The sequence below is a fragment of the Pseudoalteromonas sp. NFXS53 genome (assembly GCF_056629255.1).
Map to the genome: position 1 here is coordinate 57,470 of NZ_JBWVBR010000011.1, position 23,886 is coordinate 81,355.

At 42.4% G+C, this 23,886-nt stretch carries 23 protein-coding genes; 19 read left to right on the forward strand and 4 right to left on the reverse strand.

All coding sequences use genetic code 11. The features are described 5' to 3' along the window. The first annotated feature begins 263 nt into the window (after nucleotides 1–263). The 4 genes from AC1HJP_RS12840 to AC1HJP_RS12855 all read left to right on the forward strand — a co-directional run bounded on the left by AC1HJP_RS12840 (nucleotide 264) and on the right by AC1HJP_RS12855 (nucleotide 3,264). On the forward strand, nucleotides 264–1,175 hold the full coding sequence (locus AC1HJP_RS12840) for a hydrogen peroxide-inducible genes activator (protein ID WP_138479716.1): 912 nt from the start codon (nucleotides 264–266) through the stop codon (nucleotides 1,173–1,175). A gap of 73 nt (nucleotides 1,176–1,248) precedes the next feature. After that, nucleotides 1,249–1,788: an RNA polymerase sigma factor gene (locus AC1HJP_RS12845; RefSeq protein WP_480362169.1), complete on the forward strand. Its 540-nt coding sequence runs from the start codon at nucleotides 1,249–1,251 to the stop codon at nucleotides 1,786–1,788. Beyond that, on the forward strand, nucleotides 1,775–2,371 hold the full coding sequence (locus AC1HJP_RS12850) for a hypothetical protein (protein WP_480362170.1): 597 nt from the start codon (nucleotides 1,775–1,777) through the stop codon (nucleotides 2,369–2,371). The genes AC1HJP_RS12845 and AC1HJP_RS12850 overlap by 14 nt, the downstream gene beginning before the upstream one ends. After that, nucleotides 2,371–3,264, forward strand: coding sequence for a hypothetical protein (locus tag AC1HJP_RS12855; RefSeq protein WP_480362171.1), 894 nt, complete (start codon nucleotides 2,371–2,373; stop codon nucleotides 3,262–3,264). The genes AC1HJP_RS12850 and AC1HJP_RS12855 overlap by 1 nt, the downstream gene beginning before the upstream one ends. Nucleotides 3,265–3,325: 61 nt before the next feature. On the opposite strand, the gene AC1HJP_RS12860 is transcribed toward AC1HJP_RS12855, so the two are convergent. Then, complete coding sequence (locus tag AC1HJP_RS12860) at nucleotides 3,326–3,529, reverse strand: hypothetical protein (protein ID WP_480362172.1); 204 nt, start codon at nucleotides 3,527–3,529, stop codon at nucleotides 3,326–3,328. A 156-nt stretch (nucleotides 3,530–3,685) separates the two neighbouring features. Continuing rightward, nucleotides 3,686–6,196 (reverse strand): two-component system response regulator, encoded by a 2,511-nt coding sequence (locus tag AC1HJP_RS12865; RefSeq protein WP_480362173.1) that lies wholly within the window; start codon nucleotides 6,194–6,196, stop codon nucleotides 3,686–3,688. 226 nt (nucleotides 6,197–6,422) lie between these two features. On the opposite strand from AC1HJP_RS12865, the gene queA reads away from it, so the two are divergent. The 7 genes from queA to AC1HJP_RS12900 all read left to right on the forward strand — a co-directional run bounded on the left by queA (nucleotide 6,423) and on the right by AC1HJP_RS12900 (nucleotide 13,147). Continuing rightward, nucleotides 6,423–7,460 (forward strand): tRNA preQ1(34) S-adenosylmethionine ribosyltransferase-isomerase QueA, encoded by a 1,038-nt coding sequence (gene queA, locus AC1HJP_RS12870; RefSeq protein WP_480362174.1) that lies wholly within the window; start codon nucleotides 6,423–6,425, stop codon nucleotides 7,458–7,460. 255 nt (nucleotides 7,461–7,715) lie between these two features. After that, the gene (gene tgt / locus AC1HJP_RS12875; protein ID WP_480362175.1) at nucleotides 7,716–8,840 is read left to right on the forward strand and encodes a tRNA guanosine(34) transglycosylase Tgt; all 1,125 of its coding nucleotides are present in this window, start codon (nucleotides 7,716–7,718) and stop codon (nucleotides 8,838–8,840) included. Nucleotides 8,841–8,869: 29 nt separating this feature from the next. Then, nucleotides 8,870–9,208, forward strand: a complete 339-nt coding sequence (yajC, locus tag AC1HJP_RS12880; RefSeq protein ID WP_058028783.1) for a preprotein translocase subunit YajC — start codon at nucleotides 8,870–8,872, stop codon at nucleotides 9,206–9,208. 30 nt (nucleotides 9,209–9,238) lie between these two features. Next, nucleotides 9,239–11,098: a protein translocase subunit SecD gene (gene secD / locus AC1HJP_RS12885; protein ID WP_480362176.1), complete on the forward strand. Its 1,860-nt coding sequence runs from the start codon at nucleotides 9,239–9,241 to the stop codon at nucleotides 11,096–11,098. 9 nt (nucleotides 11,099–11,107) lie between these two features. Then, entirely contained in the window at nucleotides 11,108–12,052 is a 945-nt protein-coding gene (gene secF, locus AC1HJP_RS12890) for a protein translocase subunit SecF (RefSeq protein ID WP_349284574.1), read from the forward strand. Between the two features lie 141 nt (nucleotides 12,053–12,193). Continuing rightward, nucleotides 12,194–12,484, forward strand: a complete 291-nt coding sequence (locus tag AC1HJP_RS12895) for a hypothetical protein (protein WP_480362177.1) — start codon at nucleotides 12,194–12,196, stop codon at nucleotides 12,482–12,484. A gap of 135 nt (nucleotides 12,485–12,619) precedes the next feature. Then, nucleotides 12,620–13,147 (forward strand): hypothetical protein, encoded by a 528-nt coding sequence (locus AC1HJP_RS12900; protein ID WP_480362178.1) that lies wholly within the window; start codon nucleotides 12,620–12,622, stop codon nucleotides 13,145–13,147. 81 nt (nucleotides 13,148–13,228) lie between these two features. Here AC1HJP_RS12900 and AC1HJP_RS12905 read toward each other — a convergent pair whose 3' ends face one another. Next, nucleotides 13,229–13,483 (reverse strand): YfhL family 4Fe-4S dicluster ferredoxin, encoded by a 255-nt coding sequence (locus AC1HJP_RS12905; RefSeq protein WP_058028788.1) that lies wholly within the window; start codon nucleotides 13,481–13,483, stop codon nucleotides 13,229–13,231. A 3-nt stretch (nucleotides 13,484–13,486) separates the two neighbouring features. Further along, entirely contained in the window at nucleotides 13,487–14,845 is a 1,359-nt protein-coding gene (gene trhP / locus AC1HJP_RS12910) for a prephenate-dependent tRNA uridine(34) hydroxylase TrhP (protein WP_058028789.1), read from the reverse strand. A gap of 291 nt (nucleotides 14,846–15,136) precedes the next feature. Here trhP and ndk point away from each other — a divergent pair, with 291 nt between their 5' ends. The 8 genes from ndk to bamB all read left to right on the forward strand — a co-directional run bounded on the left by ndk (nucleotide 15,137) and on the right by bamB (nucleotide 23,859). After that, the gene (gene ndk, locus AC1HJP_RS12915; RefSeq protein ID WP_058028790.1) at nucleotides 15,137–15,568 is read left to right on the forward strand and encodes a nucleoside-diphosphate kinase; all 432 of its coding nucleotides are present in this window, start codon (nucleotides 15,137–15,139) and stop codon (nucleotides 15,566–15,568) included. Nucleotides 15,569–15,749: 181 nt separating this feature from the next. Then, on the forward strand, nucleotides 15,750–16,883 hold the full coding sequence (gene rlmN, locus AC1HJP_RS12920; RefSeq protein ID WP_138479741.1) for a dual-specificity RNA methyltransferase RlmN: 1,134 nt from the start codon (nucleotides 15,750–15,752) through the stop codon (nucleotides 16,881–16,883). Nucleotides 16,884–17,002: 119 nt separating this feature from the next. After that, on the forward strand, nucleotides 17,003–18,616 hold the full coding sequence (gene pilW / locus AC1HJP_RS12925; RefSeq protein ID WP_480362179.1) for a type IV pilus biogenesis/stability protein PilW: 1,614 nt from the start codon (nucleotides 17,003–17,005) through the stop codon (nucleotides 18,614–18,616). 5 nt (nucleotides 18,617–18,621) lie between these two features. Continuing rightward, entirely contained in the window at nucleotides 18,622–19,482 is an 861-nt protein-coding gene (locus AC1HJP_RS12930) for a RodZ domain-containing protein (RefSeq protein WP_480362180.1), read from the forward strand. 5 nt (nucleotides 19,483–19,487) lie between these two features. Then, complete coding sequence (gene ispG / locus AC1HJP_RS12935) at nucleotides 19,488–20,606, forward strand: flavodoxin-dependent (E)-4-hydroxy-3-methylbut-2-enyl-diphosphate synthase (protein ID WP_138566842.1); 1,119 nt, start codon at nucleotides 19,488–19,490, stop codon at nucleotides 20,604–20,606. A gap of 158 nt (nucleotides 20,607–20,764) precedes the next feature. After that, nucleotides 20,765–22,042 carry a histidine--tRNA ligase gene (gene hisS, locus AC1HJP_RS12940; protein ID WP_138479749.1) on the forward strand — a complete coding sequence of 426 codons (1,278 nt, stop codon included), beginning with the start codon at nucleotides 20,765–20,767 and terminating at the stop codon, nucleotides 22,040–22,042. A 9-nt stretch (nucleotides 22,043–22,051) separates the two neighbouring features. Next, on the forward strand, nucleotides 22,052–22,672 hold the full coding sequence (locus AC1HJP_RS12945) for a YfgM family protein (protein WP_480362181.1): 621 nt from the start codon (nucleotides 22,052–22,054) through the stop codon (nucleotides 22,670–22,672). A gap of 11 nt (nucleotides 22,673–22,683) precedes the next feature. Beyond that, on the forward strand, nucleotides 22,684–23,859 hold the full coding sequence (bamB, locus tag AC1HJP_RS12950) for an outer membrane protein assembly factor BamB (protein ID WP_480362182.1): 1,176 nt from the start codon (nucleotides 22,684–22,686) through the stop codon (nucleotides 23,857–23,859). Nucleotides 23,860–23,886: the final 27 nt, after the last annotated feature.

The window sequence follows — 23,886 nt, forward strand, 5'->3', positions numbered from 1 at the left end:
ATCCATAATTCCTTAATAATATAATACCAACCCTCAATAATACTTAATCATTTTGAGGGACTAAAGCTGCCGCTAACCACGTTAAGAATTTCTCATTTAGAACAACTAAGTAGCAAAATTCTCGCCTCGTTATCGACAAGCTTTCCTTGCCTCAAAAAGGTCACTTGATTAAGAGGGTAGGTATAAGCAATTGATCTTATCCGTTTTACTCTGAGTACTTCATCGTTATACTGAATGAAATTTGAGTTTGCTTAGAGAAAACCGTGACAAACCTACCTAGTATTAAACAGCTTCAATATCTTATTGCAGTGCATCAGCATCAACATTTTGGACGTGCCGCTCAGGCGTGTTTTATCGGTCAATCGACTTTGAGTACGGCAATTCAAACCCTTGAAGAAACCTTAGGCAGTCAACTGATTGAGCGTGAGAACCGTAGCTTAATGTTTACCGAGTTAGGTGAAGAAGTGGTTGCACGTGCCAAGAAGATTGTTGCCGATACTATGAGTATTAAAGAGTTCACTGAGAGCTTTAAAAACCCGCTTTCAGGCAAATTAGTCTTGGGGTTAATTCCTACTATTGCTAGCTTTATTGCCGCACCGCTTTACCAATTTTGTCGTGAAGCTTTCCCGAATTTAGAGTTGATCTTGATTGAAGACACCAGTGATAAATTATTGGCTCGCCTTGAGCAAGGGCAGATAGACATGGCGATGCTAGCACTGCCTTATCAAACTGAGAAGTTCCACACTAAGGTACTGACAAAAGATAGTTTCTCCTTGGTTTATCACAAAAGCTATCCACTAAAAGACATAGATGATTACAACTTGCTGCCAGATCAGAGTGTGTTTTTACTTGAAAGAGAGCACTGTCTGACAGGTCATGCCCTAAGTGCTTGTCACCTTAACAAACATGAGTGCATCAACCCATTCGAAGCGAGTAATTTACATACTTTATTGAGCATGGTGGAATATCAGCACGGTGTGACATTCTTACCGCAAATGGCACTCAATGCAGGCATATTGTCTGGTAAAGATTTAGCCGTGAGAAAGTCGGGCACCGATGCGTATCGTGAGATTGGTTTGATTTGGCGAAAAACCACGGGTCGTATTCGTGATTTTCGTTTATTCAGTGAAGGATTATTGCCATTCATCACTGAACAATGTGATTGCGAAAAATAAATTTCATTTTTGGCAAACTTTTTTAAAACACCTTTCGACTAACTAAACAGAGATTATCAATTAGGGTTTAAAGGTGTTTTTTCAAAGCCAAGACAAACTCATACAAAAAGCCCAACAAGGCGATCAAGCTGCTTGGCTAAAGCTTATTAAGCAGCATGAGCAGCAGGTGTATAACCACTGTCTTCGCCTGACAGGCAATAGCCATGATGCGCTTGATTTAATGCAAGAAGCCTTTATGAGTGTCTATCGCTCTTTGCATAACTTTCATGGCCAGAGTCAATTTAAGACTTGGTTATTTTCGGTGACTCAAGCGCGCTGTATGGACTTCTTTCGTAAGCAAAGGCAGTCCAGCCCGCTTGAAGAAGTCTCTGAAGCAGCCCATACACCCAGTTGCCCAATTCAATTACAAAGTGATAATCAACATATTCATGCTGCGCTACAGGCTTTGCCGTTTGAACAGCGACAAATTGTTGAACTGAAGTTTTTCCAGCATTTCACTTTCGAAGAAATCGCTGAGCAACTGGCTATTTCGCCAAATACCGTTAAATCCCGTTTATATAGTGCGCTTGGAAAAATGAAAGCGCCATTGGAGGTGATCCGTGTCGAATCATGAAATGACCCCCCATGAACTACTTGAAAAGTGGCTTGATGGTGAGCAGCTTACAGAAGCACAGCAAGCCCAAGTTCTAGCTGATCCAGAAACTAAGCCGCTGTTTGAAAACGCCCAGTCTTGGCACAGCATGGCCAGCAACTATATAGAGCAAGAGGTTCCGTCTGATACGCACATAGTGATGCCACAGCTTAAACAAGTCAGTCGTTTTAAAGGGGATTGGATGCAGTGGGGCATGGCGGCTTGTGTTGGCTTTTTGAGCCTTCTATCTGTGCAACTGTGGCAACAAAACCAAACACTAGAGCAAGGGCTTGTGGCACAACAAACTCAAATTGCAAAACAGCAAGATACCATGCAAAAAATTTTAGCCCAGATGCAAACAAGTCAGAATTTACAAGCTGATCTAACCAATCAAGTGTTACTCACAAATCGTGCAGAACGCCAAGTGGCGCTCGATGATTTACTGGCATTTTTGCAAACACAAAGAGCCCAAGATCAAGCAATTCTACGTTTACAACTCAACGAACTTGCAGAGCAAGTGGAACATGCGCCATTGCAAACGGTTGCGCATAATGGAGACCAATAATGAAAACTTTACTCTCTTTATTATCAGTTGCAGTGCTAAGTGCAACATTTTCAACAGCTGCGAAGACAGAGCAAGATATCGCTAAATTACAACGAGAAGTGACAATTTTTCAGCGAGTTGTGAGCACGGCATTAAAGCATGATACCAAGGGGCAAGTGCACAATGTAGAAGGCTACTACTTAGCTGATCAAGGGCTTATTTTTGATGTGAGTTTACGAAATAAAAGTCTGTTTGATTGGCGTAAGCATATTGGCGATATGCAAGATATACATGGCCTTACAGAGATCCAATCACCAGATTTTTCAGCGTTAGAAATGCAAATGTCAGCGCTCGGCGACAACATTGCAGATGTCTCTAAAGAGGCGTATCAAGTAGCCCTAGAAGCGGTGCGCCAAGGCGCGGAGCAAATACGTGAAGTGGCAGAGCAAGAGCGTGAAACACGACGCGAGTTACATGAATTAGAGAGAGAAAAACATGAACTGGATTATATGCTAAGGCGTCAAGAAGAGAAAAACCAAGAGCTGCTTGAGCATCATAAAGAAATCGCTAAAGAAATCGCAAAATTAGAAGCCGAAAAAGTTAAATTGACCGAGAGTAAAGTACAGCTTAAAGAAAAACTGAAGCAGGATAGAGCACAGCGCCAGGCTCAACAGCAGGCGCAACAAGCGTTGCTTAAAACCACTGTGACGGTGAGTTTGGCAAATAGCTTATGTGATTATGGTAATGGCTTACGCAGTGTTAAAGCCAGTGAGCATGTGAGTTTCAAGTTTACGCCTTCGTACCAGCAAAAAAAGCATATTTTGGTATTTAAAAAGTCGGATATAGAGACATGTGTCAGAGGGGATATTAACGCAGATAAATTGGCGAAAAGCGCAACACAGTATCAATTCTAATGGTGTCAAACAGATATACTAAAAGAGGGCTATGAGCCCTCTTTTTCTTATGTATCATAAGTTAACTGCTTGATTGGCGCATCTGTGTTTGCTCGTTGAGATTTGGCAAAAACAGTAAATACACCCAAACAACCAGATTAAAATAAGGGATCAAACTAAGTAGAGTAAACACAAAAATAGGATAGCCTTTCTTCTGTGTACTTGAGTAACATTGATATGCAATGATGCAGTGTAAGATCAGTAAAAAAGATACTAATAGCAGCATAATGACCTCCTTAACTTTCCTATTGTGATATTTATCAATCCTTGTGATGTCGTACTAAAAAGTTGAAATCTTAATATTTAGATGACATCGTTTTTCACATAGGTTTTATTATAGATGAGAAATCGTTAAGTAAAAGTTCAGTTCTGTATTAAATTGTTACGCAACTGTTTTCTCAGGGAAAATAGTTGTAATTTCTTTCTTGAGTAGATTTATCGGCATTGGCTTAGCAATAAAATACCCTTGCCCATAATCAATGCCAATCTCTTTTAAAGCATCAAAAATGTCTTTGCTTTCAACATATTCAGCAACAGAGTGCTTGTCTAATGAATGACTAATATCGTTCACCGCCTTCACCAAAGCAAGATCAATGGGATCATTGAGCATGTCACGAACAAACGAACCATCAATTTTTACATGCTGGGCAGGGAGCTGCTTTAAATAACTAAAGGTACTAAAGCCTGTGCCAAAATCATCAATCGAGAAATGGCAGCCCAGTTGATTCAGTTTCTTGATCATCGCCTGAGTCGCTGACAAGTTATTGATACTCGCCGATTCTGTGATCTCAAATATTACTCGGCTTGGATTGACTTGATATTGCACCAAGCAATCTTGAATATGGGGTAATAACCTTTCGTCTAAGAAGGAATGGGCAGATAAGTTGATTGCAACCTGGCTTAATTCAGTATGCTCAGAGAGTGCCTTGATTGCATGTTTTACCACACATTGATCCATTAGGAAGGTATCGTTAAGTAACTCTAAAGCAGGAATAAACTGATTTGGGTAAATCAGTTCATCGTTAATTCTTAAACGCAACAAGGTTTCAAAGTAAGCAATTTGTGCATGTTTAAAAGACCAAATCGGTTGATAGTGCAGTTCGACTTGCTCGTTTTGTAGTGCTTGGCGTACAGCATGACCCCATTCTAATCCGCCTTGCAGGGTATTATTTTCGGCGTCGTCTTTGTTATAACAATGCACTAAATTACGACCTAAGCTCTTAGCAATATAGAGAGCAATATCAGCCTGTTTTAATGACTCATTGGCATCATGGTTAGAGGCCGTTATCTGAGTTAAGCCGATTGAGCAGCTAATGGAATAGCTATTTTCTTCAGAATGAAACTCATGCTTATCGATGGCCATGCAGATACTTTCGGCAATAATATGTGCATCAAGTAAACTGACTTCTTTTAAAATCACGGCGAACTCATCACCGCCAATTCGGAAGATCAGGTGTTCATCGCCTATGTTGTGGCCAAATAGTTGAGCAACTTCTTTAAGAATGATGTCACCTTGCTGGTGCCCTTTAGAATCATTAATAATTTTAAAATGGTCGAGGTCAATATATAGAAGTGCATGTTCAGAGAGTGAGTCTTCACTCATGGTTTTACAGAGACCTTGCAACTGTTGGTCGAAGTAGTAGCGGTTGTGCAGCCCGGTTAATGTGTCATGCAGGGCTAAATGGCGTAATTGCAATTCTGCCTGTTTACGTTCGTGAATGTTATCTATGGTTGCCGTAATCGTAACATCAGAAGTAGTGTTTTTAATAAGCTGAAAGCGACATTCAACCCAAATAGACGCGCCATTTTTTTGAGTGAGCTGTAATTCAAGCTGAGTGTAACGTTGCGCCCCAGTTTTGACTTTGGCGAGCTGTTTATTCAGGGGGTGCTGATCATCTTTATGAATAAACGACTTTAACGAGACACCTAAACTGGCTTTAATACCGAACCCTGAGAGAGCTTCCCAAGCAGGGTTAATAAAACGAATTTTAGCTTCGGTGTCTAACTCCATGACCACGGTATTTAAGTGCAATAGAATACGTTGGTGTGCAGAGAATAAATCTTTGTAGCGACGTTCGCTCTGGCTAAGTTGTGATACTTTGTCAGCAAACTCTGCATAGCTCACCATAAAATCTTCACGGCGCGCAGCATGATCACAGACTTTGTTTAAAATTGGCAGGTTGTAAGGCGTTCTGACAAAGTCAGTTACACCCATAAGGAGTAGCTGTTCAGCATCATTGACGTCTTTACTGTCGATGATAGTCACAACAGACTGATTTGGCTTATGCTCTAAAATTGCCCCGATTAATTGCTTGCTTTCAGAGTAGGTTGTACCTGAGGTGTTAATCAGCACAATTGCGTATTGGTTTTGTAAGAATAGCGCTTGTGCATCTTGTAGCGTGTTAACAACTGTACAAGCAAAACTGAACTCTAGTTGCTCGCAGATCTCTTCTGCTTGAGTATGATCAGGCTCGAATAATAACAAATCAAGGCGGCTGCTCTTTTCCAATTGTGTAGATAACACATTGGCTAATAACTCTGGAAGTTGCTCGTGTTTCTCAAAAGGTAAAACGGCATCAATGCTATAACTTCTGGCGGTAGTTTCAGCAATGCGTTCGCAATAAATAGGCGGTGTGAGCACGATGGGCGTGTGTTTGGGGGTTTCTAATAATCCTGAGCGCACCATGCGCGCAAAGCGCCAGCCATCAATTTTTCCAACATCGAGCCCAGTGATTATAAGATCAACGGCTCGTTGTTTTAATAGATGCAACGCAGCTTGGCTATCTTCACATTCGATGATTTCAAACACTTCTAGCTTATTGAGGGTAAGTGTAATGGTTGCGCGTTCGGACTCGCAGGCATTGACTATGAGCAATGAAAGTTGCCTTGCCATACTTATATTAACCTCAATCGATTTGTTGTCATCGTCTACGATACCTTTGCTTTACCGAGTATGTTTTATTTTAATTGTGCTTTTCTAAATTGTCGGTAATTAGCTGTTTCTAAAAACATTGCTTCGAAGACCTAGGTTAATGCTATTTTTGTGCACTTACAAGCACTTGATTAAGTGTTATAGGAACACTAAACTTGGCCGCTGTTTTATAACTTGAGGTGTTGTCATGCGCGTTGCTGACTTTAGTTTTGAACTTCCTGATGAGCTAATCGCTCGTCATCCTATGGCAGATCGTACTGCGAGCCGACTACTGACTCTCGATGGGAATACAGGCGAGTTAGGTCACAAGATCTTCAAAGATCTCATTGATTTCTTAAATCCGAACGATTTAATGATCTTCAACAATACCAAAGTGATCCCAGCCCGTATGTATGGCCAAAAAAGCACTGGCGGTAAAGTTGAAGTGTTGGTTGAACGTGTTGTAGACGAGCATCGAGTGCTTGCCCATGTCCGTTCAAGCAAGTCACCGAAAGAAGGTGCAACACTGATTTTAGAAGGTAAAGCAGAAGCGACTATGGTCGCACGTCATGGTGAGTTGTTTGAGCTTGAGTTCAAAGGTGAAAAAACGGTGTTAAACATCTTAGACGATATTGGTCATATGCCTTTACCGCCTTATATTGACCGCCCTGATACGGAAGAAGATAAAGCGCGTTATCAAACCGTATATAACGAAAAGCCAGGTGCAGTGGCAGCGCCAACAGCGGGGTTACACTTTGACGAAGCATTGCTTGAAAAAATCAAAGAAAAAGGCATCGAAACACAGTTTATCACTCTGCATGTAGGTGCGGGCACTTTCCAACCTGTACGTGTTGATTCAGTTGATGAACACGTGATGCATTCTGAGTACATTGAAGTGTCTCAAGAAGTGGTTGATGCCATCAAGAAAACCAAAGCCAATGGCGGTCGAGTGGTTGCGGTAGGTACGACATCAGTTCGTTCACTAGAGTCTGCGGCGAAAGCGAGCGAAGGTGAACTACAGCCACTTTATGGCGATACAGACATTTTCATCTACCCAGGTTATGAATTCCAGGTAGTCGATGCCATGATCACTAACTTCCATTTACCAGAATCTACTTTGATCATGTTAGTGAGTGCGTTTGCGGGCCAAGATCATATTATCAATGCCTATAAAACGGCAGTGAATGAGCAGTATCGTTTCTTCAGCTATGGCGATGCCATGTTCATCACCAAGCAAGATAAATAACAGCTAGAATTTTTTAGCTAGCAATATTCTATTATGGCCTTGAAACTCAGGGCCTTGTTGTTTTAAGCGTTTCTTCTTAACTCTTAATTCTTATCTCTTATCTCAGTCATCTTTAATTTCTTAGTTTTCGCCCCAATCATTAGAATTCACTGTGCAAACAAGGTAGAATCGGGCGGTTAAAATCAGCTCTAAAAATAAACGTGATGGCGTTTATAGAACTAGTGTTGGACTGTTTTTCCGACTTTTGAGGTAGCTATGAAATTTGAATTAGATCGCACTGATGGCAAAGCCCGTCGCGGCCGTTTGATTTTCGACCGTGGTGTTGTCGAAACTCCTGCATTTATGCCTGTAGGTACATACGGTACTGTTAAAGGTATGACGCCAGACGAATTAAAAGACACAGGTGCACATATCTGCTTAGGTAATACTTTTCACCTAATGCTTCGTCCTGGTACTGAAATCATTAAGCAACATGGTGACTTGCATGACTTTATGAACTGGGATAAGCCAATCCTGACTGATTCAGGCGGTTTCCAAGTATTCAGCTTAGGCGCAATGCGTAAAATCACTGAAGAAGGTGTTATGTTTAAGTCGCCAGTAAATGGTGAAAAAATCATGCTTTCGCCAGAAAAAGCGATGCAAGTACAGCGCGATTTAGGTTCAGACATCGTGATGATTTTCGACGAATGTACGCCTTATCCTGCAACAGAAAAAGAAGCGCGTGACTCAATGGAGCTTTCACTGCGCTGGGCAAAACGTTCGAAAGAAGGCCATGGTGATAACCCTTCGGCATTATTCGGTATTATCCAAGGTGGTATGTACCCTGAGCTTCGTGCAGAATCACAAAAAGGCCTAGAAGAAATTGGCTTTGATGGCTATGCACTCGGTGGTTTATCTGTAGGTGAACCAAAAGAAGACATGATCAATATTCTTGATCATTGTGCTTATAAAATGCCTGAAGACAAGCCTCGCTATTTGATGGGCGTAGGTAAACCAGAAGACCTAGTTGAGTCGGTGCGACGTGGTATTGATATGTTTGACTGTGTAATGCCAACACGTAACGCGCGTAACGGTCACTTGTTTATCACTACGGGTGTTATTAAAATCCGTAACGCAGTTCACAAAACAGATACAGGTCCATTAGATCCTGAGTGTGATTGCCATACATGTAAAAATTACTCGCGTGCTTATTTACACCATTTAGATAAGTGTAATGAAATCTTAGGTGCACGTTTAAATACCATCCATAACTTACGTTTCTACCAACGAGTGATGGAAGGCCTAAGAAATGCGATTGCCGAAGGCAAGTTAGACGAATTCGTAGAAGATTTTTACGCTAAACGTGGCCTACCTGTGCCTCCATTAGCTGAAACAGAATAATATAAATTTAAAATATAAGAGGAAGTGTTATGAGTTTATTTATCTCGACTGCGCATGCAAGTGCTGCAGCGCCTGCACCTGCTGGCGGTGGCATGGAAATGCTTATCATGTTAGGTGTGTTTGGTTTGGTATTTTATTTCTTAATCTACCGTCCACAAGCTAAGCGTGTAAAAGAGCACAAAGACCTAATGGGCGCTTTAGGTAAAGGTGACGAAGTACTGACGCAAGGCGGTCTAGTAGGTAAAATCACTAAAGTTGCTGATGACAAAGATTTTGTCGTTATTGCTTTAAATGACCAAACTGAAGTTACAGTACAAAAATCAGCAGTATCAGCTGTGTTGCCTAAAGGCACAATGAAATCGCTGTAATCTAAAAACAAAAATAAAAAGGTAAAGCCTGTGTTAAACAAGTATCCAATGTGGAAGTATTTACTTGTTCTGGCTGTATTAGCGATTGGTATTTTATATGCCACACCAAACCTGTATGGCCGTGATCCGGCCATACAGGTTTCTGGTACTAAAGGTGCCAGCGCTGATCTAAGCGTGCTAGACAAAGTAAATGAGACTCTAAAAGAGAACAACATCACAGTTAAATCTTCAGCATTAGAAAACGATCAAGTATTGGTACGTTTTACGAATGTTGAAGAGCAGTTAAAAGCGCAAGATATTTTGCGTGACAGCCTATCTGACGACTACATTTCAGCAATTAATATGAGCCCTGCACAACCTGACTGGTTGAAAGACATTGGTGGTAACCCAATGAAGCTAGGCCTAGATTTAAGTGGTGGTGTTCACTTCACAATGGAAGTCGACATGGTCACAGCGATGGACAATGCGCTAGAAACCATGGAACAAGATTTCAAGAGTGACTTACGTGGTGAAAAACTTCGTTATCGTTCTATTCGTCGTGTATCAGGTGCTGAACGTGTACAAGTCATCATGCGTAATGATGATGACAAAGATGCGGCAGAACGCTTCTTAAAGCAGCGTTACCCACTGTATAACTTTGTTGATGATAGCAGCAACAGCTTGGCATTCTTCACGAGCTTGAGCGATCAGAAATTCAAAGAGATCCGCGCTTACGCAATCAAACAGAATGAAACCATCATTCGTAACCGTATTAACCAGTTAGGTGTTGCTGAGCCAAATGTACAACAGCAAGGTGCTGAACGTATTATCGTGCAATTACCTGGTGTACAAGATACTGCCCGTGCGAAAGAGATTTTAGGTGCAACGGCTACGCTTGAGTTCCGTGAAGTAGATGAAAACGCGGATGTACGCTCTGCTGCACAGGGCCGTGTTCCTCCTGGCACAGAAGTGATCATGCACAAAGATGGCTACCCAGTAGTACTGAAGAAACGTGTTATTTTAGGCGGCTCTCACATTACTGGCGCACAATCGGGTATAGACGAATACTCACGCCCTCAAGTGAGCATCAACCTTGATAGCAAAGGTGGTGCTAAAATGAGTGCCTTCACTAAACGTGCTGTTGGTAAGCGTATGGCGACAGTATTCATTGAATACAAGCCATCAGGTAAGAAAGACGAAAACGGCAAAGCGCTTCCACCAATTAAGGTTGAAGAAGTGATTAACGTTGCAACCATTCAAGCTCGTCTGAACAACTCATTCCGTATTACAGGTATTGATAACCCAGCAGAAGCTCATAACCTGAGCTTATTACTTCGTGCTGGTGCCTTAGTTGCGCCAATTCAAATCGTTGAAGAGCGTACAGTAGGCCCAAGCTTAGGTCAGGAAAACATCGAAGCGGGTATGACAGCTGTGGTACTTGGTTTTGCATTTGTACTGGCATTTATGTTGTTGTACTACAAAGGCTTTGGTCTGGTATCTAACATTGCACTTGCCTCTAACCTAGTGCTTATTGTTGGCGTTATGTCGATGATCCCAGGTGCCACTCTGACATTACCAGGTATTGCCGGTATCGTACTAACCGTAGGTATGGCGGTAGATGCGAACGTACTTATCTTTGAGCGTATTCGTGAAGAATTAGCCGACGGCCGTAGCCCTCAGCAAGCAGTTCATCAAGGTTATGACAGTGCATTTAGCACCATTTTCGATGCCAACATCACCACACTGATTGCAGCCGTTATCTTATTTGCGGTAGGTACAGGTCCAATTGCGGGCTTTGCTGTAACACTTGCAATCGGTATCATCACGTCAATGTTTACGGCCATTGTCGGTACGCGTGCTGTGATCAATTTAGTGATCGGTGGCAAGCGCATTAATAAGCTTTCAATCTAGGAGACGGATATGCAGTTATTAAAATTAAATGACACCATCCGCTTTATGTCAGCGCGCAAGCTTACCATGGCGATTTCTGCGTTATTGATCTTGGCATCAATTGCGTCTATGGCAATCCGTGGATTGAACTTTGGCTTAGACTTTACTGGTGGTACTGCGGTTGAGGTTGGCTTTTCACAGCCAGCTGATCTGGCAAAAATCCGCTCTGTCTTAGCTGAAAATGGTTTTGCTGATGCGTCAGTACAGTTATTTGGTTCGAGCCAAGATGTACTGGTTCGTTTAGCACCACGTGGTAGCGATGTTAAAGCAGAGACGATTGGTAACCAATTGATCGCCGCGCTTAAGCAAGCGGATAGCAGTGTAGAGATGCGTCGTATTGAGTTTGTTGGCCCAAGTGTGGGTGAAGACTTAAAAGAGCAGGGTGGCTTAGCCATGCTAACCGCGCTTATCTGTATCTTGATGTATGTGGCATTTCGATTTGAGTATCGTTTTGCCATCGGTGCGGTCGCGGCACTTTTCCACGATGTGATCATCACTATGGGTCTTTTCTCATTATTAGACCTAGAGTTTGATCTGACGATCCTTGCAGCAATATTAGCGGTAATCGGTTACTCACTGAATGACACCATTGTTGTATCTGACCGTATTCGTGAGAACTTCCGTAAAGTGCGTATTGATGACACCATTGAAATTATCAATATCTCACTCACGCAAACACTAAATCGTACCTTAGTTACATCAATCACGACTATTTTAGTATTGATTGCACTATTCGTATGGGGCGGCCAGACCATTCATGGTTTCGCAACTGCACTATTATTTGGTGTTTTCATTGGTACTTACTCTTCTGTTTATGTTGCAAGCTCGGTTGCTGTTGCTATGGGTGTAAGCAAAGAAGATTTAATACCAGTAGAAGTTGAAAAAGAAGGTGCGGACCTAGACGCCATGCCTTAAGAAAACCCTGTGTTTTCTTTGAAAAAACCGCATATGAAAATATGCGGTTTTTTATTGTCTGAAAAGCAACTTTTGAACCTTTCCTTTGTAATTGCATCAAATCAGTTATAATCAAGAAAAGTATTTAAAATAGGTAAATTTATGAAAAGCTTATTGATTACAGTATTACCTTTGGCCTTTATATTATCTGGTTGCAAGGTAAACGAAGGTGAAGCATATGAGAAAGATAAAGCACCTGAAGAACGCTCTGAGTATGTAGGCACAGAAGGGCTTGCACAGGCACAAAAAGATAAACTGTATTTGATGGATAAAGAACTTAGAGACAAGTGTAACGATGCGAAGATCAGTTACGCGGTGGCGAAATCAAATAACAATGAGAAAGAAGCACAAGCGCAAAAAGCCATTATGGCCAATACCTGTAAGGGTAAGTAAGGCATCTAAAAGTTATCTAAATTCGCTGAATTTAGAAGAATAAAGAAAACCTCATAATTTTATGACAATGATATTTCATTCTTTTCTTTAAAGAGTATAATGAGAATTGTTTTCAATAATAATTACGAGGTTCTCATGAAATCTAGGTTGGCAATTTTACTTACAAGCCTTGCACTAACAGCATGTTCAGAGCAGGTTGAGCAACAAACACAAACGACTGAAGCTGCGCCAGCTAAAGTAACCAACTTAGACACCTATAAGCAACAAGCACAAAGCTTACTGGGTGAGATCAGAGCCAACGAAGCGTCTCAAAAGCTTGAACAAAGCTCACAGCAACTTGTTACGACCTCTCGTCAATTATTAGCTGAATTCACCGCTAAATATCCAGCGTGCGACAGCTACCTTTCTGCATTAGACAAAGCTGCTGACGTTATTCCAACGTTGCCATTAGAAGAAATTGAATCTGGTTACCATAAAGACGGTAAGTTACCTAAATACGATTCACCTGTGTGCTATCACGCAAAAGATTTATTGGTTCACCCTGCAACTGTGCAAGCAATGGCCTCACAAGGTATGCAGTTTGAATCGGCGTATGAAGACGCTGAACTTGAAATTGTCGAAGTGATTGCGCATTTCGATCAAGTTGAAAAAGCACTTCGCTAATTTCTTGCTTCGTTATAATTTATCGAAGAAATAATAATGGCGCCCATTGGGCGCCATTATTGATCTTACATTAGCCTGAATTTACTTATCTTGGCCTGTGAGTCGCAAAAACTTCTCAGCCAAGGCATCTAAATCTTCTTTGTGATTGGGGTCGGGCTTTATGCAATCGATCGGGCAAACACTTACGCACGTGGGGGTGTCATAATGGCCTACACATTCAGTGCATTTATTTGGATCAATCTCATAAATTTTCTCACCCATATAAATGGCCTCATTCGGACATTCAGGATCGCACATATCACAGTTGATACACTTTGAATTGATCAACAGCGCCATGATTTAGGCCTTTTTAAATGGGTTGCGCGTATCTTCTTGATCGTTTAGGTTACGCATCAAAATAGCGTGATCTAAGTCGATATTTTCAGGTAGAGGAATTTTTACAATGTGGCCAGAGCCTTTCGCATCGTCAATTTTCTCACCCTTTTTGTTTTCCATGTGCTCAAGGTTAAAACTGATGTTGCCTTGCGGTGTCATCAGCTCAAGGCTGTGACCCGTACAGAATTTATTCTTAACATCAATCTCAACCAAGCCATTGTCTAGGCGACCTAATACTTCACCCACAAATTGTTGTTTGTCAGAAACTGAATGGCCGTATTCATAGTTTTGGTAATCTTGGTGAGCGTGGCGCTTTAAGAAACCTTCGGTATAACCACGGTGTGCTAGGTTCTCAAGAGTGCGCATCAGGTTTGGATCGAATGGTTTACCTGCTACTGCGTCATCAATTGCCTTGCGGTAAACTTGCGCTGTACGTGCTACATAATAGAAAGACTTAGTACGACCTTCGATCTTCAAGCTGTGTACGCCCATTTTTGTCAGTTGATCCACATACTGCACCGCACGTAAGTCTTTCGAGTTCATGATATAAGTACCATGTTCGTCTTCAAATGCTGGCATGTATTCGCCTGGACGACCTTGCTCTTCTAACATGAATACTTCGTTAGTGGGCGCGCCTTCACCCAGTGTTGGTATCACAGATTGTGGGTCGATTTTGTGTACTACGTCGCCAGTTTCAGTTTCTTTACCTGGCTTAACGTCATATTCCCAGCGACAGGCATTGGTGCACGTGCCTTGATTCGGATCGCGTTTATTGATGTAACCTGACAATAAGCAGCGACCAGAATAAGCCATGCATAATGCACCGTGAACGAATACTTCTAGTTCGGTTTGTGGGCACAGCTCACGAATTTCAGCGATCTCTTCAAGAGATAATTCGCGCGATAAAATTACCCGCTCAATACCTTGTTTTGCCCAAAACTGAACTGACGCATAGTTAACTGCGTTAGCTTGTACTGAAAGGTGAATCGGCATATCAGGCCATTTATCACGCACTAGCATGATTAGACCCGGATCAGACATGATCAAGGCATCAGGTTTCATCGCTATAACAGGTTCAATGTCTTTTAAGTAGGTTTGCACTTTTTTATTGTGCGGGGCAATGTTTGAAACCACATAAAGTTTTTTATTGAGTGCATGGGCTTCGTTAATACCCAATTCTAAATTGGCTAAATCGAATTCATTATTACGCACGCGCAAGCTGTAACGTGGTTGGCCTGCGTATACGGCATCAGCGCCATATGCAAACGCATAACGCATGTTTTTCAAGCTACCTGCAGGCGATAAAAGTTCAGGAACAAACATAGTAAAAACCTCTTACATTGAACTGAGTTCTGGTCAGCTGTTTCGGTCAGAATTGACGGTTTTAAGACTTAAAAAGTGCTTCAAAATAACGGCAATAAGTTAAGTCATAATAAAAAAGCGGCGTAGTCTAACTATTCACATGCATGTCATGTTTGATGTGGATCATATTTTTTGACAAAAGCCAGATTTATCCCGAAAAATGAAAGGATCAAGATGTAGTAGGTTTTTAGAGCTAAAACGCGTATAATTCGCGCCCGTAAATATTCAACAATTATTATTGGAGCTAAAAAGATGGCTTTAGAGCGTACTTTTTCAATCATCAAGCCTGATGCGGTAGCTAAAAACCACATCGGTGCAATCTATAACCGTTTCGAATCTGCTGGTCTTAAGATCGTTGCTTCTAAAATGGTTCACCTTTCTCAAGAGAAAGCTGAAGGTTTCTACGCAGAGCACAAAGAGCGTCCTTTCTTTGGTGCACTAGTTTCTTTCATGACTTCTGGCCCAGTAATGGTTCAAGTTCTTGAAGGTGAAAACGCAGTTCTTAAGAACCGTGAAATCATGGGTGCTACTAACCCTGCAGAAGCACTAGCTGGTACTTTACGTGCTGACTACGCTGACAGCATCGACGAGAACGCGGTACACGGTTCTGACGCACCTGAGTCAGCTGCTCGCGAAATCGCTTACTTCTTCGCTGAAGAAGAAATCTGTCCTCGTACTCGCTAATCGCGAATCGAACAGAGTAAAGAAGGGCTCTCGGGCCCTTTTTTAGTCCTTGCTGCTTTTGCAAAGCCTGTTTTTATAGCTATTTTTGCAAAATCATCAACAATGTTTGAGTGTGTTGGTTGGTTTTTATACAATACGTCGTCTTTTTAATTTCGTACCGTCACTTTATCGAGGTTGCTTCATGGCCACTACAGAGAAAAAAATTAATTTACTTGATTTGAATCGCGAGGGGATGCGTGAGTTGTTCGCTACATTTGGCGAAAAACCGTTCCGCGCTGATCAGGTAATGAAGTGGATTTATCACTTCGGCATCGATAACTTCGACGATATGAGTAACATCAATAAAAAGCTACGTGCTAAGTTACAAGCGCAATGTGAAATTAAAGCGCCTGAAATTTCAGTTAAGCAAGTAGCCAGTGATGGCACCATTAAATACGCAATGATCTTAGAAGGCGGACAAGAAGTTGAAACTGTTTGGATCCCAGAAAAAGACCGCGCAACACTGTGTGTCTCTTCACAGGTCGGGTGTGCGCTTGAGTGTACATTCTGCTCAACGGCGCAGCAGGGCTTCAACCGTAACTTAAAAGTATCTGAGATCATCGGTCAGGTATGGCGCGTTGCGACAGATATTGGCCTACATAATGGTGACAGCACTAAGCGCCCAATTACTAACGTGGTTATGATGGGTATGGGTGAGCCATTACTGAACATCAACAACGTGGTTCCTGCGATGGAACTGATGATGGATGACTGGGCGTTTGGCTTGTCTAAGCGTCGTGTAACGCTAAGTACTTCAGGCGTTGTACCTGCGCTAGATATTCTTAAAGAGAAAATTGACGTCGCTCTGGCTATTTCTCTTCACGCGCCAACCAATGATTTACGCGATGTGCTAGTACCTATCAATAAAAAGTACCCAATTGAAGAGTTTTTAGCGGCATGTCGTCGTTATATTGATGGTTCAAAAGCCAATAAAGACATCACCATCGAATACGTTATGTTACAAGGCGTAAACGACAGTACAGATCAAGCCCATGAGTTGGTTAAAGTACTAAAAGGTACGCCGTCTAAGATCAATCTGATCCCATTCAATCCATTCCCGGGTAATGAGTATGGTCGTTCAAGCAATAGCCGTATCGATCGCTTCTCAAAAGTACTCCAGGCAGCAGGTTTAACCTGTATTGTTCGTCGTACCCGTGGTGATGACATTGATGCAGCTTGTGGACAGCTAGTCGGTGATGTAGTGGACCGTACTAAACGTATTATGAAAAAACAGCAGCGCGAAGATAACGCCATTGCTGTGAATGTGAGTAACTAACTTTTAGTAACTAAGTTTAGGCAATTATTTATTGCTGAAGTTATTTACATAAAATAGATGAAAGATAGGGGCTTTTAGGTAATATAGGTTCCTATTATTTCATACTATCAAGGTGGTACATGCGTTCTTATTGGGTAATTCCATTTGCGTTATTAGGCTTAAGTGGCTGTGTAACAGAAACACACAGCGTTACTAAAAATAGCCCTGTGGTGAATTCAGAAATGAATAACCAAGAAGCTGCAAGAACGCGTATCAGCTTGGCATTAGAATATCTAAAAGCGGGTAACAATACGCAAGCTAAGTTTAATCTTGAGCGTGCAGCCAAATTTGCCCCTAAATTACCTGAAGTACACTACACGCTGGCTTATTACTTCGAGCAAGTGAAAGAGTTCCAACAGGCTAAAGCGTCTTATCAAACCGCACTCAAGCTAGTACCAAACGATCCAAATACCCTGAACAACTATGGCACGTTTTTATGCCGTATCGGCGAGTATGATGAAGCGAGGGCGCAATTATTAAAAGCGATAGATACTCGCGGTTATCTACGTGTGTCGCAAAGTTATGAAAATCTGGCTTTATGTGCGGTGAAGCAAGATAAGTTTGAGTTAGCCCTCGATTATTTAAATAGTGCAGTGCAACACGATGGCCAAAGTAAAAGTGCTTTAATCTCTCTAGCTGGTTTATATTATGCCAAGAGTGACTTGCATCAGGCATTGCGGGTGTTAGAACGTTACACTGACAATGGCTTCATTTCATCGCGTAGTTTGTTTTTAGAGTATTTGTTACACCAAGAGATGGGGCATTTAGAGCAGTCTCAGAAAATCGCCACGACCTTAGTGCAGACTTATCCGCAATCTTACCAAGCACAAGCGATTATTAAAGAAGAATACAATAATAGCGAATTTGATGTATTGCGTGAGCAATATAGAAAAGCCAAGGTGGCAGAAATCACTGAGCAGTCACCGACGGTTTATAACGCTCAGCCTAAGATAAAAATTACCCGTAAGAAAGCCCCTAAACTAGAAAGTAATCACAATAGTGAAATAGTTCAGCCTGCTACTATAATAAGCACAAATAGTGCAAGTGAAACTGTGTCACTGCGTGGCGGTTTACAAACCCCTTCTGTGGTTGAAACGCAACCTCAGTCAAATCAGCCTACCAGCACGTTAAGCGCACCTGTAGCTGAAGAGAAAACCCAAGCGACGACTCCGCTTACTGAAACACCAAATAATCAGGTGAGAGTGGTGTCGTTTGGTGAAAAAACGTCAGTGCAACCAGCTCAAGGTCAAGTGCAATTCTATCAGCCAGATCCAAGTCAGGTTAGGTTCAGAGAAATAGCAGAGAATAATGCCCCAGTTCATACTGCTAAACCTTCATCAACGAGTGCGCCTTTGCTAAATCCAGAAGTGAATCTACCAAATGTGCCTGTGCATACAGTTGGGTTGGGTGAAAACTTATTTAGTTTATCGGTTAAATATGATGTCAAAATGGCGAGTCTGCTAGAATGGAACCAGCTGAAAGAATCAGACCGTTTACAGATTGGCCAGCAGGTGTATTTAAATAATCCACTTACCACCCATATAATTAAAGATGGGGATAGCTTGTATAATATCGCCACCGATTACCAATTACAGATTGGTGATTTGATGCGATGGAACAAATTAACACCAGACGTTGAACTTGCGGCTGGACATAGTTTACTGATTGTAGATCCGAGTAGTTATACTTTATGAATGAAATGAGCCCAGAATCAACTGAGCAACAAGCGTCTTTGGGGCAAGTACTAGCAAGCGCAAGAAAAGACGCGAATTTAACCATCGAAGTCGTGGCGGATAGGTTAAAGCTAAGCCCTAAGCATATCACCAAACTTGAGCAAGATGATTACACGTCACTTGGTCCAATCACCTTCGTTAAAGGGTACATCAAGGCTTACTGTACGCTATTGCAATTAGATCAAGGGCAAACCTTGGCATTGTTTCAGACTCCTGAAAGCGCGACTGATAATAAAAGTATGCAAAGCTTTTCACGTCGCACAGAAAAAGAAGCTAACGATAGCCGTTTAATGCTAGTTAGCTATGTGATTTTGGCCATAGTGTTGGGATCGTCAGGTTTTATGTACTGGCAAACTACATCGAATGAAAATGATGTTATCGTGCCTGAAGTGCAGAGTACCGAGCCTGAAAGCGAAGCGCCAGTTACAGAAAACAGCGTAGGAAGCGATATGCCTTCTGATGCTGTATTAACCGCAGAGGATGCGGTTGAGCTTGCTGTGGAAAAAGCCGAATCTGACAAACCAGTTTTAGATGTAGAAGCCGAACAAGCACCAGTCGAAGAGATTAGCAGTGCACCTGTATTAAATACGATTGTGATGCATTTCAAAGACGATTCTTGGGTAGAGATCTTTGATGCCTCATCAGAGCGTATTGCTTTTGGCGTTAAAAAAGCCGGATACACCATGACAGTGCAGGGCGTTGCGCCGTTTTCTGTGGTGTTAGGCCGTCATCAGCAGGTTGATGTAGAGCTAGATGGTCAATCAGTTGATTTATCATCATTGCCACGCAATCGTTCAGCTAAATTTAAATTACCCTTAACAGAGTAACCGTCATGTTTTCAGAATCTCCAATTAAACGTAGAAAGTCGACCCGTATTTATGTAGGTGACGTGCCTATTGGTGATGGCGCACCAATTGCAGTGCAGTCAATGACGAACACCAATACCATGGACATCGATGCGACCGTTGCGCAGATACGCGCCATTCAAGATGCTGGAGCAGATATCGTTCGTGTATCAGTGCCAACTATGGATGCAGCCGAGGCTTTCAAAAGTATTAAAGAGCAAGTTGATATTCCACTTGTTACTGACATTCACTTTGACTACCGTATCGCACTAAAAGTGGCGCAGTATGGCGCAGATTGTTTACGCATCAACCCGGGAAATATCGGCAGTGAAGATCGTATTCGTGCAGTGGTAGATGCGGCCGGCGAACGTAATATTCCAATTCGTATTGGTGTAAATGGCGGTTCGTTGGAGCGTGATTTACAAGAAAAGTACGGTGAACCAACACCAGAAGCTTTACTTGAATCAGCGATGCGTCATGTTGAAATCTTACAGCGTTTGAACTTCGACCAGTTCAAAGTCTCAGTAAAAGCGTCAGATGTATTCTTAGCAGTTGGCGCGTACCGTCTACTGGCAAAAGAAATCGATCAACCCCTTCACCTTGGTATTACAGAAGCGGGCGGCTTCCGCTCTGGCTCAGTAAAATCAGCGGTTGGTCTAGGTATGCTGCTTGCCGAAGGTATCGGTGATACTCTGCGTGTCTCGTTAGCTGCCGATCCGGTACAAGAGATTAAAGTTGGCTTTGATATCTTAAAGTCACTGCGTATTCGTTCTCGTGGTATCAACTTTATTGCCTGTCCGAGCTGTTCTCGCCAAGAGTTCGATGTGGTCAACACCATGAATCAACTTGAAGAGCGTCTTGAAGACATCATTGAGCCAATTTCAGTGTCAGTGATTGGTTGTGTTGTGAATGGCCCAGGTGAAGCTTTAGTGAGTGACATCGGCCTTGCTGGTGCAAACCGCCGCTCAGGGTTGTACATCAACGGCGAGCGTCAAAAGATGCGTATTGATAACGACAATATCGTCGAGCAGCTTGAAGAGCAGGTGCGCGATTTCGTTGCTAAGAAGCAAGCGCAGCCGGCGATCGACATCAAAATCGTCGAATAATTTTTAAAAATTACCGACAGAGCAAAGAATATCCTGCAGATCTTTTGCTCTGTCGTTTACGTTTTACGCGAGCTGGGTATAATACTTGACTCCTTTACCCACAATGCGCACTGTGTGTGGCACTCGCATTTAGCAAATAGATTGATTTAGGATTTTCAGTGGCAAAACAAATTCAGGCAGTTCGTGGTATGAACGATTGTCTGCCAGGTGATACGCAAGTTTGGCAGAAAGTAGAAGCAGTATTACGTGATACGGTGGCGTCTTATGGTTATCAAGAGATCCGTTTCCCAATTGTTGAATCTACCGACTTATTTAAGCGCTCTATTGGTGAAGTCACCGATATCGTTGAAAAAGAAATGTACACCTTTGAAGATCGTAACGGCGATAGCTTAACACTGCGCCCTGAAGGTACTGCAGTGTGTGTACGTGCGGGTAACCAAGGCGGCCTATTGTATAACCAAGAGCAGCGTCTTTGGTACATGGGTCCTATGTTCCGTCACGAGCGTCCACAAAAAGGTCGTTACCGTCAATTCCACCAATTTGGTCTTGAAGCATTTGGTATTGCGACTGCTGATATCGATGCTGAAGTGATTTTACTTACAGCGCGCTTGTGGAAGGCATTTGGTATTTCAGATCATGTTCGTCTAGAGCTGAACTCTCTTGGTTCAAATGAAGCGCGTGCAGAGTACCGTGATGCACTTGTGGCGTTTTTAGAGCAACATATTGATAAGTTAGATGAAGACTCTAAGCGTCGTATGTACTCAAACCCACTGCGTGTGCTAGACAGCAAAAACCCAGATGTACAGGCTATCTTAGTTGATGCGCCTAAGTTATCTGAACACTTAGATGAAGAATCAAAAGCACATTTTGCAAATTTATGTGAACGTTTAGACGCAGCAGGCGTCGAATACCAAGTTAATGAAAAGCTAGTACGTGGCTTAGACTACTACAACCGCACAGTATTTGAGTGGGTAACGGAAAGTCTAGGTGCGCAAGGTACTGTATGTGCTGGTGGTCGTTACGACGGTCTAGTTGAACAACTGGGTGGTAAAGCAACCCCTGCGGTTGGTTTTGCAATGGGTATGGAACGTTTAGTTCTATTACTTCAAGCGTTAGAAAGCGTGGGTGAAATTCGCCGTAATGCAGACGTATATGTTGCAGCTATGGGTGATGCCGCGAGTATTCAAGCGCCAGTGATTGCAGAGCAATTACGTTCAGACGTTACAGGTCTACGTGTACAAGTGCACTGTGGTGGCGGTAACTTTAAGAAACAATTAAAACGTGCAGATAAGAGCGACGCGCTAGTTGCGCTAATTTTAGGTGAAAGCGAACTTGCTGAAGGCAAGGTAACCGTGAAATATCTGCGAGAAGAAAAAGAACAAGTCACAGTGAGCCTGGAAGAGGTGAAAACACTGTTAGCAGACTTAGCAGTATAAGAGGACTGTATGGAAATTTACTCAACAGAAGAACAACAAGCAGAAGCAATAAAACGATTTTTCCGTGAAAACGGCGTTTCACTTGCGTTAGGTATCGTTATTGGTCTTGGTGGCTTATACGGTTGGAAATACTATAACCAAAGCAAGATCACATCTGCTGAAGCTGCTTCAAACGCTTACAATGAGTTAGTTGAAAGTGGCGAAGTTCTGACTAAGTCTGACTCATTCATTGCTGAAAATGGCGACTCAAATTATGCGGCGCTAGCGGCATTTGTTGCGGCTAAAGAGGCGGTTGAAAAAGGGGAGTTTGAAACAGCGGTAGCTAAACTAACTTGGTTACAAGACAATGTTCAAAACCCAGAACTAAAAGCCACAGCCATCTTACGTTTAGCGCGTGTACAAGCACAGCTCACACAATATGATGCAGCGCTAAAAACATTATCACAAACAACACCAGAGGCTTTTAAAGCACAAGTTGCGGAAGTAAAAGGTGATGTATACCTTGCAAAAGGTGACAAAGACAGCGCTCGCTCTGAATATGAAGCTGCGCTTGCTGAGTCAACAGAAGGTAATAACAGCCTACTACAGATTAAGTTGGACAATTTAGCCACAGCCCAGCCAGCAGCTTAGGAGTAGTTCCGATGAAAAAGCTAAGTATGGCCACATTGGCGTTATGTATGGCGTCTTTGTTAGGTTGTTCATCGAGCGATGATGAAGAAGAAATTGTTTTACCAGAAATCGTAAACCAATTCGAAACGCAAGTTGACTGGACGAACGGGGTGGGTGATGGCGTAGAGCATTACTTTTCTCGTTTAACGCCTGTTGTTCACAAAGACATTGTATTTGTGGCAGCTAGAAATGGTGAAATCGAAGCAATTTCAACCGAATCGGGCAAGACTCTTTGGGAAACTGATGTACGTAAAAACGTCACTTTCTGGCCTTGGGCAGACAACGACAGTGCTAAATTGTCGGGCGGTATTTTACAGGCTTATGGCAAACTATACATAGGCTCTGAGCATGGCGAAGTAATTGCACTTGACCGTGAAACCGGTGAGATCGTTTGGCGTAAAGCCGTACCAGGTGAAGCATTATCGTCTCCAGCAGCGGGTGATGGTCTTGTTTATGTAAATCTAGGCTCAGGTAAATTGTTGGCACTTCACCCAGATACAGGTGAAGAGCGCTGGCGCCATGAACAAGAAGTACCAGCATTAACGCTTCGTGGTTTAAGTTCGCCAACGTCTGCAAATGGTGGTGTGTTATTCGGTGAAGAAAGCGGTAAGTTAACGGTTTTAATCGCTGAAAATGGTTACACCGCATGGAGCGCAGAAGTTGCAACTGCAAAAGGAGCATCTGAATTTGAGCGCTTAGTGGATGTTGATACTAAACCTATCGTTGTAGGCGCATTTGCTTACGCTATCGCCTATAATGGTAACTTAGCTGCGGTTGATGTCCGCAGCGGTAATGTCGTTTGGAAACGTGAGTACAGCAGTTACCGTGACTTAAGCATCGAAGCCAATGTGATTTATGTTGTCGACAGTGACGGCATTATTTACGCGTTAGACAAAGACTCAGGTATTGAGCGCTGGAGTCAGTCAGGTCTTCGTGGCTGGTATTTAACAGCACCTGCTGTTGCTGGTAATTACTTGGCTGTAGGCGATCAAGAAGGTAACTTGCACTGGTTAGATAAGCAAACTGGTGATCTAGTTTCTCGAGAAAGTTTTGATAGCTCAGGCTTTTATGTAGAGCCTGTTGTAGCAGAAGATAAATTAATAGTGGTAACCCGAGACGGTGAAGTTAGCGCGGTTAAAATCCCATAACCATTAATTTATTTATGCATTTTTTCA